Origin of the sequence: Microcoleus sp. N9_A2, assembly GCF_036701775.1 — a bacterium.
Classification (GTDB): Bacteria; Cyanobacteriota; Cyanobacteriia; order Cyanobacteriales; family Microcoleaceae; genus Microcoleus.
Genome location: NZ_JAUBRH010000012.1, coordinates 1 through 15,524 on the forward strand (window position 1 = coordinate 1; position 15,524 = coordinate 15,524).

Here is a 15,524-nt window from a genome sequence, read left to right on the forward strand (position 1 = left end):
GAAGCCCAGGAAGCTGCGGAGATTGGACGACGGAGAGTAATCGTACAAGACAACGGCCCAATACACCGATGTAAAGAAGTCCAAGAGTTATGGCCGCATTGGGAAAATCAAGGTTTATATATCTTCTTTTTGCCCAAGTATTGTTCGGAAATGAACCCCATTGAATTGGAGTGGCAACACATTAAAAAAGATGAATTGGCAGGACAAATGTTTGATGATGAGTTAGAACTCGCCTACGCCGTAATTCATGGAGTAGAAGTTAGAGGACAAAGGGGAAACTACACTACACAACGTCTTAAGTTTAACTCCAATTAGGTAACTTAATGTTTTGTTACATAGATATGTTTTTTCCCGCCTACCTACTTACAACAATTCCTACCAAGTCATCTGGCACTGTGCCCAAAATCTCCCTTACCGCACCTTCTATGACGCATGGCACCATCCAACCACCACACCCCATCCTGAAGTTCCCGATTGGCAAACTTTCTCCCAAGACATTGCCAGAGAAATCAATAATCAAGCCGAATTATCCAATCAAATCCAACTTTTGTGCATCGACAGCAAAAAATTCATCAACCCCGACAACCCCGCCGCCAAGATTTACACCGAAATGCTGAAACAAGGCTGTCCCAAAAGTGAGGATGGCACACCGAAAACAATGGCAGATTTACAAACTTATTGGGATTTGCTGCTGATGGATAGCGAGAAATCTTTCATCTTAGTATTCTACAACTCGCGGGGGGAAGAGGCGACAGGATTTAGCGAGACATTTGTCAACGATTTAAGCAAGTTTGACGGCAATATTGCTATTGTTAGCGAGAATAACGCGCATTCGCTGACAGCTTTTTCACCCAGTCAATCGGATTTGATTGGAGCGATTGTGCGGTGGATTTGCCAAATTGTATGGGAAAGTTGATCGATTTTGCTCATCTGATATAGTTGGATTTTAATACCATTTTTACAGAATTTTAGTACAAAATTTGTGTTGGTTTGTTTATATTGCAATACGGTTCACTTAAGACAGATCCCCCCTAACCCCCCTTAAAAAGGGGGGGACAAGAATGCCCTCAAAGTCCCCCTTCTTAAGGGGGATTTAGGGGGATCTCCGGGGCATAAATAGTGTTAAGTGAACCGTATTGAACTATAAGTGCGATCGGGTGATACGCACCCGTAAACCACGACGGAACTTTTTAAGTCTCGCTTTTGGGTTTTTCTGGCCCAGAGGGTACTTCTCCCCTTTGTTGGGCTTCCAATAAAGCCGTTTCCACGAGAAAGGCTATCAGGTTAGCTGTGGATCTGCCTTGTTTATCAGCCCATCGATCTAAAGCTTCATATACGTAATCAGGAAACGTGACGTGAACGCGCTTGCTCAATGTAAAAGTTGGTTTGTTGACTAACGCTTTTAATGGTACAAGCTTAGGCTCTCGATCGTGTTGTTACTCTGGTCTTAAAAATGTAGTGACACAAATTTGGGCTTATTATGTTACAATTCCTCTAATCCGACTCCGGATCAGTCAAAAGCCAGCCCCGGGCCGTGGAAAGCAAGGACTGGCTATGGCTCCAATTAACAAAGGAGATACATCTATTATGCGGTATGAAAAACGTCTCAAACCGTGGATCGTTGTTCGTTTGCTTCCGAATCTGCAAAGGGTCGTTGTGGGTCGCTTTCGCAGTTGGTCAGATGCAGAGGGTCACTTGCGAGTTCTCAAACAACTGCTTCCCAGTGCTCGATTGACTCTTGTTTTCGATCCGATCGATTAATTTTGGTTGCGACTCTCTGAAAGTACGCGCGGCGAAGCTATCGGGCTCTTAATCGCCCGAATGTTTGATTCGGGCGATCGCATTTTTGGGCAATGTTAGACTGGACGCAAGATATGAATTGAATTGGGAAAAAACCGTGACAGCTACTCTACAAGTAACAGAACAGCCAACATCACAGCGATACTTTACTCCAGAAGAATATCTAGCTCTGGAAGAAACAGCAGAGTACAAAAGTGAATATTGCGACGGAGTAATTATTCCCATGACAGGTGCAAGTACAAATCACAATCACATTTCCCTGAATATGAGTATAGCATTACGTCTTGCTCTTAAGGGACTTGATTATAATGTTTTCATGGGTGACGTGCGCCTGTGGATGCCGAAAAAGCGATTTTATACTTATCCCGATGTGATGGTAATTTTAGGGAAACCTGAGTATTACAACAATCGCAAAGATACGGTAATAAATCCTCAAGTTATTATTGAAGTTTTATCAAAATCTACCAAAAGTTACGATCGCAGCGATAAGTTTCAGTTTTATCAAACGCTGCCGACCTTTCAAGAGTATATTCTAATTGACCAATCGCGAGTTTATATAGAACATTATTGTAAGTTGGCAAACAAGCGATGGTCGTACAGTCAGTACGATGAAGAGGATACAGCGCTAGTTTTTAATTTTTTTCAAGTTGAAGTGCCGCTGGCAGATATGTACGAGAAGGTTGATTTTGAGGCGGAAAATGAGCCAGAAGAGAGTGCGGAAGAATAAGACTGTTGTCTGAAAGTGCGATCGACTAATTTTATTTTAGCAATGTTTCTGGCGGGCGATCGGCTCTCTATACCGATTGTATGGAATTTGGGTTATTATTTAAAAGAGCGATTCCCTACGGGATAGCTTCGCCGCGCGTACTCAAAAAAAGTATTTGTTCAACATCCTTGTGGGAGAATATCTTCATGACAACCACTTTGCCAACAACCGAGCAACGTTACTTCACAGAGGAGCAATATTTAGCACTGGAAGAAACAGCCGAAGACAAAAACGAATATCTCGACGGAAAAATTATTCCTATGACAGGCGGATCTACAAATCACAATCGGCTCGCAGGAAACGTTTACATTGCTTTAAATTTGGCTCTTCCAGAACAAGAGTATGATGTCTTCATCGGTGACGTGCGTCTGTGGGTTCCAAAAGTGCGACTTTACACTTATCCCGATGTAATGGTAATTTTTGGGGAACCTGAGTACCACAACAATCGCACAGACATGATTACTAATCCTCAAGTGATTGTGGAAGTTTTATCAAAGTCTACTAAAAATTACGATCGAGGTGACAAGTTTAAATTGTACAAAACTATTCCTAGTTTTCGAGAATACATTCTGATTGACCAAACACAAATTAATGTTGAGCAGTATTCTAAAACCGAGAATAAAAGATGGTTGTATTCCGAGTATGATGAGGAAGATACCGCATTAGTGTTTAATTCCTTCGAGGTTGAAGTTCCTCTATCGGCTATTTATAAGAAAGTCAATTTTGAGGAAGTTGAAAAAGAGAATAATCAGAATGAGGTGTGAGGGCGATCTCAGTTGCCTCGTGTTAAACTGAATCTAGCGGTCGTGTTAAGCAAGGAAAAAAATAGCCGTGATACCTCTCAAAGAAAAACTTGTTGAAAAACTGAAAAATTTCTCTGAAATAGAACTGCAAGAAATCCTCAACTTTGCTGATTTCCTGTTATGGCAGCGGAGACAGCAGGAAGTAGCTTCGCCGCCAGATGAAACTGGCAACAATCAACCAGCAAATATGGATGAAGAGTGCGAGGTTCATTATGTTGGTGGAGTCTTAGTCGTCAAAGCATCATCAATAAAAAATCAAGAACTGATTAATTGGGATACAATTATTTACGATCTGCCAGAAAATGGAAAATATCTAATTGAAAAGACATGACTCAAAATAATTTACTGTCTCGCATCTCAATCGACTCGAATATCTGCTTTGGCAAACCCTGTATTCGCGGCCATCGCATCTGGGTTTCTCTGATTCTTGACTTTCTCGCTAGCGGCATGACTTTGGAAGAATTGCTTGAGGAATATCCGGGAATTGAACGAGAAGATGTTTTGGCTTGCATTGCTTATGGGGCTGAGTTGGCAAGAGATTATTATGTCGAAATTCATCTGGGTGAAAAAAAGGTAGTTTTAAAGTGAAGTTAAAACTTGATGAAAATTTGGGCAGCATCCGCGTTGTTTCGATGTTACGTTTGGCTGGCCATGATGTTGCGACTGTACGGGAACAAAATTTGAGTTCAACACCGGATGAATTATTAATTGATATATGTCGGAGGGAAGATAGATGTTTGGTGACTTTGGATAGGGGGTTTGGCAATCGCCTCCGCTACAATCCTTCTGATTATTCTGGGATTGTGTTACTGCGTCTGCCTTCTCAATCGAAACCGCAAGATTTGCAAGCGGCAGTAGAAATATTAATTCGCGGATTGGATGCCGCAGAAGTTGCGGGTAAATTGTGGATTATCCGAGGGGAACAGCTTTTGGAATATCAAGCAATATCGGAAGATGAATCTGAGTAAATGCGGGCAGAAATAATGGATAAATTTATTCAAGAATCAACTTTTTATTGGATACATCCGTACAGCTAAACCTTTTTCGTAACTAAATAAGTTGAGACCAACGGGGGCGGCAATAGCAGAGGCAATACCGAATCAAATTACAAAACGATTATCTTTTCCCGACTGAATGCCAAGATAAACGGTTCCGCTAATAAGAACAATTGCAATTAATGCTGAAATAATCTTCCTTCTCAAAATCACTGAAGTAATTCCAAAATTAAGGGTTGAAAGAGATCTGTCCAAGATTTTATATCGGCAAGGGCATCCACAACAGACGCCCTCACCAAACTAACTACGCGCCGACAGATTCCTTGGCCGCGTACAACACCTCAGCATTAATTAAAGCAATACCTCGTTCGCGGGCGAATTTCTCAGTATTTCGCTTCACCTTACCGCGCACGAAACCAGGAATTTTATTCAACTCCGCCTGTCCATCCTTCGTCCAATTCATATCAGAATCTGCCGAAATACCCTTGGTAATTACTTCCTTAGTATCGTGGCCGCCGAAGATTTCCAGCAAGTGGTCTTCCATTCCCAAAGTAAAGGAATTGTAGACCAAATCTACGCACTGATTCGTACCTTCATAACCCAAAAATGGTTTGTAGCCGATCGGGAAATTTTGAACGTGAATCGGCGCAGCAATCACACCGCACGGAATATCAAGCCTTTTACCCACGTGGCGTTCCATCTGCGTGCCGAAAATCGCGGAAGGTTCCGCCTTGGCGATCGCATCTCCGATCGCCCCGTGATCCTCCGTCACCAGCACTTCATCACAATACCCTTTTACCTCTTCCCGGAACCAATCAGCATCGTGTTTGCAGTAGGTTCCAGCCCACACAACGTGGATTCCCATCTCGCGTGCCAAAATCTTCGTCATCGCCGCAGCGTGGGTATTATCGCCAAATACGACCGCTTTTTTGCCGGTTAAGTTTTGGCAGTCGATCGACCTTGAGAACCAAGCAGCCTGGGACACAAACCGCGTTTGTTCGTCGATAAAAGCTTCATAATCAACATCAGCACCTTGAGCGTTCAAAACTTGCTGAATTTTACGAATACAACGCGCAGTTTCTACCACACCCATCGGCGTAATATCCACCATCGGCGTGCCAAATTCCTTTTGCAAATACTCCCCGGCTGCCATCCCCAATTCTCGATAAGGAACAAGGTTAAACCAAGCCCGCGGCAGTCTTTTTAAGTTGTGAACCGAAGCACCTTCGGGAATAACTTCGTTGACTTCAATTCCCAAATCTGCCATCAAACGCTTCAACTCAGTGCAGTCGTGCTGGTTGTGAAAACCCAGCGTAGACATCCCGATAATGTTGACAGATGGTTTTTCGCTTTTGGCTTCTACTAAATCGCCTTTTTTGCGGGCTTTGTTAATGTAAAATTGGACGATTTGATCTAAAGTGCGATCGGCAGCTTGCAATTCGTTGACGCGGTAATGGTTGACATCCGCCAGCAATACATCGCCCTTAGCATCCAATTGAGCTCGCTCCACGAAGTTTTCCAAGTCTTCTTGTAGAATGCTGGAGGTGCAAGTCGGAGTCAACACGATCAAATCTGGGTGCTCTTCTCTGTCTTTGCGGGTGATATTGTCCACCACCCGTTCCTGCGAACCCCGCGCCAGTACGTGTCTGTCAACGACGCTGGTAGTTACCGGGGTGAAATCCCGTTCCCTCTCCAGCATGGAACGCATGACGTTAAAATAGTCGTCTCCAATCGGTGCGTGCATGATGGCGTGGACGTTTTTGAAGGAAGTGGCCACGCGCAAAGTGCCGATGTGGGCTGGGCCTGCGTACATCCAATAAGCCAATTTCATAGGTATTTTTCCTGGTGTTGGTTGAGATTTGCCCGATCGGGCGATTACTGCTAAATTTTAAGGTTGTTTCTGATTTTCTCACCGGATGAATCCTTGAGAAATACTAACTTTCTGAGGATTTACAGATTTGGAAAAGGCTCAAACGCTTTGTCTGCTTGGCATTTGAGTCGCAATTCAAACAACTTTACCTTGGTTTTATGGCAATAATTCTTAATCTTTCCTCAAATTTTCTTAAGAGTTAGGCAAATTTGATTAATGTAGGGTTCGCTGCCGCGCACCAGACAAGGTGCAATAATTCTGCATTTTTTGTCAAATTTACTCTAGTCAAACGGTCAGTTAGTATTTTAACAGTTGACAGTTGACAGTTGACTTCGGAGTGCGAAGTTTTTAGGCAGGGGATTTAAGCCCCTGCCTAAAAACAATCCACCTAAAGGTGGGGGCTTAAATCCCCTGTGATGCAGGTTAATCGATCGGTCAAAATAGATAGAACTCCAGGAAATTGCAGCTTCCGAAGCAACACTTAACTCCCTCCGCGCCTCGGTCGCGAATTATAGTTAAGATTTGCACCGGCCGGTTTTTTTAAAGCACCCCAAATTAGTGCCAGATCACCGGAAAAAATAAATCTTTCAGCACTTGCGTATTTTCACGAGATGTGGTGACGCTCCACTAAAGTCCAGCGATGGCTGGGAATCTGAGATGATTTAGTTGCCAGCATGGCGATCGAGCATTAGAGTAAATCCTTGCACAAATCCTGTATTTGTGATCTTGTTTGCCTAACTGCTGACGAAAGCCCCAGCGTGCTTTTGTCAGCAGTAGCTCTTTCCTGTCAAGGCCTGCTTTCCCACACATCCCAAAAGATAGCTCTTGAGCGATAATGAAGAATAACATAGGATTTACGAAAAGAAACCCGATTTACACGATAAAATCTTGGGTTTGTCAACGACTAGCAACGAAGAAACCCGGTTTCTCGCCCGCCGCGCGTCAGTCCTGTAACATTGACCAAGCACACCTAATTTGAGAGAACCCAACTATGATGGCAATTCCCGGCGTTGCAGTTCTCGCTCTCATTTATGAAAGCAGCACTTCCCTGGTTTACCGCGGCCACAACGAGCAGAACAACCAACCTGTTATTATCAAACTTATCAAAGAAGACTATCCGACTCCTGAAGAACTGAATAGATACAAGCGCGAATATGAGATCACTGCCAACTTAAGCCTGTTGGACGGAGTTGTGAAAGTGTATAAGTTGCAACAGGTTAGAAATAGTCTGGCAATGATTTTAGAAGATTTTGGCGGGGAATCTTTAAAAATATTTATGGGTTCTCAAAAATTTACCATTTTAGGATTTCTGACTACTGCCATCAAAGTTGCGGAAACTTTGGGCGAAATTCATGGAAAAAATGTAATTCATAAAGATATAAATCCCTCTAATATAGTTTTTAATCCAGCTACAGGACAAGTTAAACTCATAGATTTCAGCATTTCAACAGCATCCAACCTGGAAAATATTCCAAATAAAAATCCCAATTTTTTAGAAGGCACTTTAGCCTATATGTCGCCCGAACAAACCGGCAGAATGAACCGGGTAATCGATTACCGCACCGACTTTTATTCCCTCGGCGTGACCTTTTATGAAATCCTGGCAGGACAACTCCCTTTTCCCACTACAGATCCCATGGAGTTAGTTCACTGTCACATAGCCAAACAGCCAGTACCTCTCGCTGAAATTGCCCCAGAAATTCCTCAAGCTGTTTCAGATATTGTGATGAAATTGTTAGCAAAAACCGCTGAGGAGCGCTATCAAAGTGCTTGGGGGCTAAAAGCCGATTTGGAATCCTGCCTGTTTCAGTGGCAAACATCTGGGGTTGTTTCTGAGTTTACTCTCGGCAGCCAAGATATTTCCGACAAATTTCAAATACCTCAAAAACTTTACGGTAGACAGCGAGAAGTTGAAACTCTTTTAGCGGCATTTGAACGGGTGGCAGCAACAAATAATCGAGGCTACCGCATCGACGACTCTCAAATTTCTGTCATCAAAAAAGAGAGCAAATCGAAAAAAGAAATTCCCTTGTCAGTGCTGGCTAGAGGACAGCATAAATCCCGCAGCGAGATGATGCTGATTGCCGGTTATTCCGGTATTGGCAAATCTGCAATGGTGAAGATTTTAGACAAACCGATTACCCGCCGGCGTGGATATTTTATTTGGGGAAAGTTTGACCAGTACAAGCGGACTATTCCTTACTCGGCCGTTGTCAGCGCTTTTTCGGAATTGGTGCGGCAACTGTTAACTGAAAGCGAGGCTCAATTAGCAGTTTGGCGCGAAAAACTCCGCACTTCTTTTGGGCAAAACGGGCAAATTATTATTGATGTCATTCCCGAAGTTGAACTAATTGTCGGAGCTCAGTCTCCTGTAGCTGAATTGGGGCCGACGGAATCTCTGAACCGCTTTAATTTAGTATTTCAAAATTTCATTCGCGTATTTTGCCAGCCAGAACATCCGCTGGTCATTTTTCTCGACGATTTGCAGTGGGCTGATTCGGCTACTCTCAAGCTGATCGAATTGATGATGACAGATGAAGCTACGCAATATCTGTTTTTAATTGGTGCTTATCGAGATAATGAAGTGAGTCCTACTCATCCTTTAATGATGACTTTGGAGACGCTGCGAAATCAGGAAGCTATCATTAATCAGATTGCTTTGTCGCCGCTGGGGGTGGAAAACATAACTCATTTGATTGCGGAAACTTTGCACAGCGATCGAGAATCTGTCAAACCGTTAGCTGAATTGGTAATCAATAAAACCGACGGCAATCCTTTTTTTGTTAATCAATTCCTGCAAACATTGTATCAGGAAAACTTGCTAGTTTTTCACCCGCCACAGTCGGGGAGCAAGGGCGGCTGGCATTGGGATATGACTCAAATTGAGCAGTGCGCTATCACTGACAATGTAGTAGATTTGATGGTACAAAAATTGAGAAAACTGCCAAGCTCAACGCAGCAAGTTTTGCGTTTAGTGGCTTGTTTGGGCAACGAATTTGACTTGAATACTCTTTCTTTAATTCATGAAAAAGAAGCCTCGGAAACTTTTTCTCACCTGTTGCCAGCGATTAAGTCTGGACTGATTCTGCCAACTTCGGAATTGGAAAGCAAGTCATTAGATTACGTGCTGTTTCCGCTATTAATTCTGAATTATAAATTTTTGCACGATCGCGTACAGCAAGCAGCTTACGCTCTGATCGACGACTCGCAAAAAAAGGCAGTTCACCTGAAAATAGGCAGGCAAATCCTAGAAAACACCCCGGCTGAATATCGCGCTGACAGAATTTTTGAATTAGTCGATCACTTGAATGTGGCTCGATCACTAATTAAAGACGATCGAGAATTAATTGAACTGGCAACGCTGAATTTAGACGCCGCCCGCAGAGCCAAAGATGCCACTGCTTATGTTGCTGCCTTGCAGTATTTGACCGCAGGCATGGACGGTTTGAGCGCTGATATTTGGGATGCCCACTACGATTTAGCCTTTGCCTTGCACATGGAGCGGGCAAATGTTGAGTATTTAAACGGTTATTTCGAGAAGTCTGAAGAATTTATTAATATAACTCTGGAAAAAGCGCGATCGCCCTTAGAAAAGGTAGAAATTTACAACCTGCTGATCGTACAGTATACCCTGCGGGCGAAGTACGAAGAAGCCGTTAAAGCAGGAATCAAAGCTTTGGACTTGCTTGGAATTGACTTGCCACTAGACGGGCTGCAAAAAGTCATATCCGAAGAGTTTGCAGCAGCCACAAATATTTTAGCAGGTAGAGAAATAGCTTCCCTGATTGACGCCCCCGAAATGACTGTACCCGACAAAAAAGTTGCAGTCAAATTAATTACAAACTTGCTCACATCGGCGTACCTCAAAAATCCCGACTTGTGGAAAGTCAGCGTTTTAAAAGGAGTCAATCTTTCTCTACAATACGGTTTAGTACCCGAAGCCTCTCTTTGCTATGCTGGCTACGGTATGTTCTTAAACGCAGTTTCGGGAGATTACAAAGCTGCGTATCAATTCGGCTTGCTATCGCTGAATCTCAGCGAAAAATCTGGCAATATCGGCTTGAAGTGCAGAGCTTGTTCATCCCTGGTAAGTATTTTTTATTACTGGTTCAATCACATCAAAGATTCCCACGCTATCAGCAATGAAGGATATCAAGCAGCTTTAGAATCAGGAGATTTAGAGTATGCGGGTTATATCCTGTCCAACCGCATAGCTAACTCATTTTTTCAAGGTAAAGAAATCTCGCAAATTCTGGCCGACACGAGCAGATATTTGCAGTTCAGCCAAAAAACCAAAAATCAGCTCGTAACCGATATATTATTAGGGGTAGAGTTAATCCTGCGTAACTTGAGCAAACTAACTCCTGAAAAGTTTGTATTTGAAAGCGAAGATATCAGCGAAGCTGAATACGTACACAACTGTCAAGCTCATCAAAATTTGTACTCGCTCTGCCTTTATCAGATTCGCAAATGCCAGGTAATGTACTGGTACGGCAACTTCAATGAAGCGCTACAACTAGCTTTTGAAGTAGAAAAACAGCTATCTTTTATTACCGGAGCGATACCCGCTACCGAATGGAATTTTTTCTTTTCTCTAACTTTAGCCGCGGTTTTCCCAAATGTTTCAGAAGAGAAGCAAAAGGAATACTTGGAAAAGTTAGAGGAAAACCAAAAACAGATGAAAATTTGGGCAGACAACTGTGCCGAAAATTTTCTGCACAAGTATCTTTTAGTACAAGCAGAAATAGCCAGAATTTCCAAGAAAGATTCAGAAGCTGTAGAATTGTACGATTTCTCTATAAATTTAGCCCAAGACAATGAGTTTGTTCAAAATGAAGCGCTAGCTAATGAACTAGCAGCTAAGTTTTGGTTGAGTAAAGGCAAGTATCAATATGCCAAAATCCACTTGCGCGAAGCTCACTCCTGCTACTTGCGCTGGGGTGCAGTTCGCAAAGTAGAAGATTTAGAACAGAAGTATCCGCAGTTGCGGGAAATGACGCCGCTCAACGGAAGTTTTAACAACAATCAAACTACCACAACTATTCATACTTCTACTGGCAGCGATGCGAGAGTGCTGGATTTGGCAACGGTAATGAAAGCATCTCTGGCGATTTCTAGCGAAATTGTCCTCGATAAGTTGCTGGCTTCTTTGATGAGAATCTCCTTAGAAAATGCGGGTGCTCAATTAGGTTTTCTGATTTTAGTTAGAGATGGTAAACTGTTGATTTCAGCTAAAGCGTCAGTATTTGCTGAAGATGTAGCTGTGCTGCAATTTACGCCTGTTGGAGACTATCATGATTTACCTGTGACGGTGATTAATTACGTGGAAAGGACTCGCTCGGATTTGGTGTTGAGCAATGCGGCGGCTGAGGGATTATTCACAGCCGATCCTTACATTGCTAAACACCAACTGCAATCTATTTTGTGTACTCCAATAATCAATCAAGGCAAACTGATCGGCATTCTTTATTTAGAAAACAATTTGACTGTCGGAGCATTTACTCCCCACAGATTGGAAGTTTTAAGGTTGCTTTCTTCCCAAGTGGCTATTTCTTTGGAAAATGCTTTGCTTTACAATTCTGTGGAACAGAAAGTACAAGAACGGACGCAGGAGTTAAATGAAAAGAACGAGCGTTTAGAACAAACTTTGCGCGAACTTAAACTAACTCAAGCTCAATTAATTCAAACGGAAAAAATGTCTAGTTTGGGGCAAATGGTCGCTGGTGTAGCTCACGAAATTAATAATCCTGTAAGTTTTATCTACGGCAATCTTAATCCGGCTAGCGAATACGTTAAAGACTTGCTAAAATTGATTGAGCTTTACCAGCAGCACTATCCAGAACCGGCTGATGAAATTCTAGAAGAAATAGAAACAATTGAGCTGGAATTTTTGAGCGAGGATTTGCAAAAGCTGCTGGATTCCATGAAAGTAGGAGCGGAAAGAATCCGGGATATTGTGCTAAGCTTGCGGAATTTCTCGCGCCTCGACGAAGCGCAAATGAAGTCGGTAGATATTCATCAAGGCATCGACAGTACGGTGATGTTGCTGCAACCGCGCCTGAGAAAAGAGGGCGGGCGTTTGGGAATTGAGGTGATTAAAAATTACAGCACGCTACCACTAATTACTTGTTATGCGTCTCAGTTGAATCAGGTATTTATGAATATTTTGACAAATGCGATCGATGCTCTCCTCGTAGCAAGAGATTGCCCGGAAAACTCTCATCAACAGCCTACGATTACAATTTCTACAGAGGTGACTGACAGGAATTCAGCGATAATTAAAATTGCTGACAGCGGGCCAGGGATGAGCACTGAGGTGCTGCACAAGATATTCGATCCATTTTTTACAACTAAGCCCGTGGGTTCGGGAACGGGTTTAGGATTGTCTATTTCTCACTCGATTGTTGTCAGTTCTCATGGCGGAAAATTGACTTGCGTTTCTGCACCCGGAGAGGGGAGCGAGTTTATTATTGAAATTCCGATCGCCCCCAGGCAAGTTTTGTAACCGGCGCCACCATCAACCCACAGCATGGCTGAAAGAGTAATGATGTTTCTGGGAAAATGGAAGAATAAACGTCTCTACCTCTCTTTATCTGCGTGAATCAGAGTCAATCCATTGTCATCTGCGGTTAATACATTCTCTTTTTTGACCGCAGATGAGGGCAGATTAACACAGATTAACGCAGATGAATTAGATCTATTTCGGTGGCGCTGTTCGTGATTGTTGACCTTCTGCGAAGCTGAGTGGGCATCGCTGTTGAAGGAATTCATCAAATAAGTTAGTGATAAAGTTTCCAGCATTCTCGCACAATTTCCCAATCCTCCTGCGTGTGAATTACCAAAATTCTCACCGCTGAATCCACTGCCGCAATATCTTGATCGATCAGCGACTGTTGATTTTTATCACCATCCAATTTTAACCCGATAAATCCAAAAGCTTCGCAGGCGGCAGCCCGCACAACAGCAGAATTTTCCCCAACACCCGCAGTGAAAATCAAAGCATCCAACCCGCCCAAACTCGCCAACATCGCCCCGATACCAGCCCGCAAACGGTGCACGTAAATATCCAAAGCAAGTTGAGCGCGAGAATTGCCATCTTTAATGGCTGCCAAAATTTGCCGCATATCGCTAGAAACCCCGGAAATTCCTTTTAAACCAGAATTCCGATTCAGAATATTATCTAGTTCCTCAGCAGTCAAGTGCGATCGCCTTAACAGATGAATTATGATACCAGGATCGATCGCCCCCGATCGACTTCCCATCATCAAACCATCCAAAGGAGTAAAACCCATCGTAGTATCAACACTCCGACCACCGAGAACCGCCGCCAGAGAGCACCCGTTGCCCAAATGACAGCTAATCAGCCGCAAATCCGCCGAATCGGGGTTGAGAATTTCAGCAGCCCTGCGAGTGCAATATTGATGGCTAATGCCGTGAAAACCGTAGCGGCGAATCCCCTCTTCCAGCCATTCGTAGGGCCCAGGATAAACAAACGCAGCGGGCGGCAATTGGGCGTGAAAAGCCGTATCAAAAACTGCAACTTGCGGCACATTTCCCAGTATTTTTTCAATTGCTTCGATGCCTTCCAAATTAACCGGATTGTGGACGGGAGCAAACTCAGATAAACGGTCAATTTCCTGTTTTACTTCCGGCGAAATCAGCCTACTTTGCTGATAGTTTTCCCCGCCGTGTACGACGCGATGGCCGACAATATCAATCTCGTTTAAACTATTAATAACTTGAGTTTCCCCCTGCCACAAAGTCTCCAGCATTCGAGAAATCGCCCCGGCGCGAGAATCTGAGGTAAATTCTTCCTCAAACCTATGACCCGCAGCAGTTTTGACTTGCAACTCCCCGGCATTTTCGCGGTGAGTCCAGTCTATTTTTGCTTCCCAGAGAGGTTGTGGCGGGCGATCGGGAAGCTGATCGTTTAGTTCGTACAAGCAGCTTTTTTGACTGCTAGAACCTGCGTTTAAAACTAGGATTTTCATGGTAATTTGTAATTTGTAATTCAGGGCTTACGCACTCCGACCTAAGAAACAGGATTTTTACCTTTTCTGCTGGTTGGAACCTGTGTATTTTGCTAAAAAATCCGGTTGCTGGCTACCCGTATTAATTGTTAGCTATTCACTAATTATATCTTTGTTAAGGAATATGTCAAATTATTAAAAATTAATTCGATCTGTAGCCACGGGTTGCTGTTGTTTGATATATCTTCATCATCAGATTTTGATGCACTAAAAATTAAGGATGCGATCGCCATGTTGCCAACAATTTTACTAACCGTTAGCGCCAGAACCGTAGAGTGGAGCCCCGAAATCGGTTTAATTATGATTATTTGCAATGTTGCAGCCATTGCTTTCGGCAGCTTAACCATCAAAAATCCCCACACAGGCCCAGCCGCGCCCTCAGCGAATCTGGTGGGCGGTTTGAGCTTGGGTGCACTTATCGGAAGTCTCTGCTTCGGTCATATTCTGGGAACAGGTACGATTTTAGGATTGTCTTACTTGGGCGCACTTTAGTTTCAGATTGTAGGGTGCGTCCCCGCACCTTACCGCCAATCTCAAGTACCGGGTAAATTGCGGAGAGTTTCATCCATGTAAGAGCGATCGCCCAAAACCTCCAGCATCGGCCCGCGCACATCAAACTTGACAACACTCACAGAAGCTGCTAAAGCGGCAATGCGATTGCGGTAACTTCCCAAATCTATCCCCAACAAACTGCACAGAATAATCCGAATAGTCGCCTTGTGGGAAACTACCAAAACATTACCATTTTTGTACTTTTCCTGAATTTCTGCAATCACTAAGGACGATCGGCTAGCAATTTGCACAGAAGTTTCCCCCTCAGTCGGTGGATTCCAAGCCGGTTCCGTCAACCAATTAATGTAATCTTCAGCATATTTTTCGCGGACAAATTCAACTGTTTCACCCTCCCACTTGCCGTACTTAATTTCCTTCAATCCATCGCGCAGTTGCATTTCAATTCCCACAGCATCGCAAAGAGGTTTAGCCGTAGCAATTGTGCGTTTCATGGGACTGACATAAACAGCATTCCAAGGCAATTTTGCGTAAGTTGCAGCAAATTGTTCGGCCATCATAGAACCTTCCGGTGTTAATTCTGCGTCGAGGTCGCCACAGTAGCCGCCCGTCTTGCTGTAATTTGTTTCACCGTGTCGCAGAAAGTAAATTTTTAAGCTCATATAGATATCTTATTTCATTGGTGAACAGGATTTTTTTTTATTAACCACAGAGGGCGCAGAGGGCGCAGAGTCAGAGAAGAGAGAGATG

General features: G+C 43.4%; 14 protein-coding genes. 10 read left to right on the forward strand and 4 right to left on the reverse strand.

From position 1 onward, the window contains the following. Window positions 1-315 (forward strand): transposase (locus QUA44_RS09780; RefSeq protein WP_333250322.1); only part of this gene is annotated, 315 nt, incomplete at its 5' end. Window positions 316-328: 13 nt separating this feature from the next. Then, entirely contained in the window at window positions 329-916 is a 588-nt protein-coding gene (locus QUA44_RS09785) for an NACHT C-terminal alpha/beta 1 domain-containing protein (protein WP_333250320.1), read from the forward strand. 274 nt (window positions 917-1,190) lie between these two features. Here the strand turns inward: QUA44_RS09785 and QUA44_RS09790 are convergent, their stop codons facing one another. Next, window positions 1,191-1,373 (reverse strand): ribbon-helix-helix domain-containing protein, encoded by a 183-nt coding sequence (locus QUA44_RS09790; RefSeq protein WP_190659196.1) that lies wholly within the window; start codon window positions 1,371-1,373, stop codon window positions 1,191-1,193. A gap of 181 nt (window positions 1,374-1,554) precedes the next feature. Here QUA44_RS09790 and QUA44_RS09795 point away from each other — a divergent pair, with 181 nt between their 5' ends. From QUA44_RS09795 to QUA44_RS09820, 6 genes are all read left to right on the forward strand, one after another. Beyond that, window positions 1,555-1,761: a hypothetical protein gene (locus QUA44_RS09795; protein WP_333250327.1), complete on the forward strand. Its 207-nt coding sequence runs from the start codon at window positions 1,555-1,557 to the stop codon at window positions 1,759-1,761. 136 nt (window positions 1,762-1,897) lie between these two features. Continuing rightward, entirely contained in the window at window positions 1,898-2,527 is a 630-nt protein-coding gene (locus QUA44_RS09800; protein ID WP_333250318.1) for a Uma2 family endonuclease, read from the forward strand. 185 nt (window positions 2,528-2,712) lie between these two features. Further along, window positions 2,713-3,330: a Uma2 family endonuclease gene (locus tag QUA44_RS09805; RefSeq protein ID WP_333250316.1), complete on the forward strand. Its 618-nt coding sequence runs from the start codon at window positions 2,713-2,715 to the stop codon at window positions 3,328-3,330. Window positions 3,331-3,397: 67 nt separating this feature from the next. Then, complete coding sequence (locus QUA44_RS09810) at window positions 3,398-3,700, forward strand: hypothetical protein (RefSeq protein ID WP_333250314.1); 303 nt, start codon at window positions 3,398-3,400, stop codon at window positions 3,698-3,700. Beyond that, window positions 3,697-3,957: a DUF433 domain-containing protein gene (locus tag QUA44_RS09815; RefSeq protein ID WP_333250312.1), complete on the forward strand. Its 261-nt coding sequence runs from the start codon at window positions 3,697-3,699 to the stop codon at window positions 3,955-3,957. Before QUA44_RS09810 ends, QUA44_RS09815 begins: the two co-directional genes overlap by 4 nt. Continuing rightward, window positions 3,954-4,337 carry a DUF5615 family PIN-like protein gene (locus QUA44_RS09820; RefSeq protein ID WP_333250310.1) on the forward strand — a complete coding sequence of 128 codons (384 nt, stop codon included), beginning with the start codon at window positions 3,954-3,956 and terminating at the stop codon, window positions 4,335-4,337. The genes QUA44_RS09815 and QUA44_RS09820 overlap by 4 nt, the downstream gene beginning before the upstream one ends. 331 nt (window positions 4,338-4,668) lie before the next feature. Here QUA44_RS09820 and bchB read toward each other — a convergent pair whose 3' ends face one another. Then, window positions 4,669-6,195 (reverse strand): ferredoxin:protochlorophyllide reductase (ATP-dependent) subunit B, encoded by a 1,527-nt coding sequence (gene bchB / locus QUA44_RS09825; RefSeq protein ID WP_333250309.1) that lies wholly within the window; start codon window positions 6,193-6,195, stop codon window positions 4,669-4,671. Between the two features lie 1,030 nt (window positions 6,196-7,225). On the opposite strand from bchB, the gene QUA44_RS09830 reads away from it, so the two are divergent. Next, window positions 7,226-12,739, forward strand: coding sequence for an AAA family ATPase (locus tag QUA44_RS09830; protein ID WP_333250307.1), 5,514 nt, complete (start codon window positions 7,226-7,228; stop codon window positions 12,737-12,739). Between the two features lie 274 nt (window positions 12,740-13,013). Here QUA44_RS09830 and QUA44_RS09835 read toward each other — a convergent pair whose 3' ends face one another. Continuing rightward, window positions 13,014-14,225: an acetate kinase gene (locus QUA44_RS09835; RefSeq protein WP_333250305.1), complete on the reverse strand. Its 1,212-nt coding sequence runs from the start codon at window positions 14,223-14,225 to the stop codon at window positions 13,014-13,016. Window positions 14,226-14,435: 210 nt separating this feature from the next. Between QUA44_RS09835 and psaK the strand changes: the two genes are divergently transcribed. After that, entirely contained in the window at window positions 14,436-14,756 is a 321-nt protein-coding gene (gene psaK, locus QUA44_RS09840; protein WP_333250303.1) for a photosystem I reaction center subunit PsaK, read from the forward strand. Window positions 14,757-14,797: 41 nt separating this feature from the next. Here the strand turns inward: psaK and QUA44_RS09845 are convergent, their stop codons facing one another. Then, window positions 14,798-15,436: a histidine phosphatase family protein gene (locus tag QUA44_RS09845; RefSeq protein WP_333250301.1), complete on the reverse strand. Its 639-nt coding sequence runs from the start codon at window positions 15,434-15,436 to the stop codon at window positions 14,798-14,800. Window positions 15,437-15,524 lie beyond the last annotated feature (88 nt).

Bases quoted from the DNA above. Each gene is read 5' to 3' on its own strand.
- QUA44_RS09805 (WP_333250316.1), top strand. From the start codon at position 2,713: ATGACAACCACTTTGCCAACAACCGAGCAACGTTACTTCACAGAGGAG.
- QUA44_RS09830 (WP_333250307.1), top strand. From the start codon at position 7,226: ATGATGGCAATTCCCGGCGTTGCAGTTCTCGCTCTCATTTATGAAAGC.
- QUA44_RS09815 (WP_333250312.1), top strand. From the start codon at position 3,697: ATGACTCAAAATAATTTACTGTCTCGCATCTCAATCGACTCGAATATC.
- QUA44_RS09845 (WP_333250301.1), bottom strand. From the start codon at position 15,436: ATGAGCTTAAAAATTTACTTTCTGCGACACGGTGAAACAAATTACAGC.
- QUA44_RS09795 (WP_333250327.1), top strand. From the start codon at position 1,555: ATGGCTCCAATTAACAAAGGAGATACATCTATTATGCGGTATGAAAAA.
- bchB (WP_333250309.1), bottom strand. From the start codon at position 6,195: ATGAAATTGGCTTATTGGATGTACGCAGGCCCAGCCCACATCGGCACT.
- QUA44_RS09835 (WP_333250305.1), bottom strand. From the start codon at position 14,225: ATGAAAATCCTAGTTTTAAACGCAGGTTCTAGCAGTCAAAAAAGCTGC.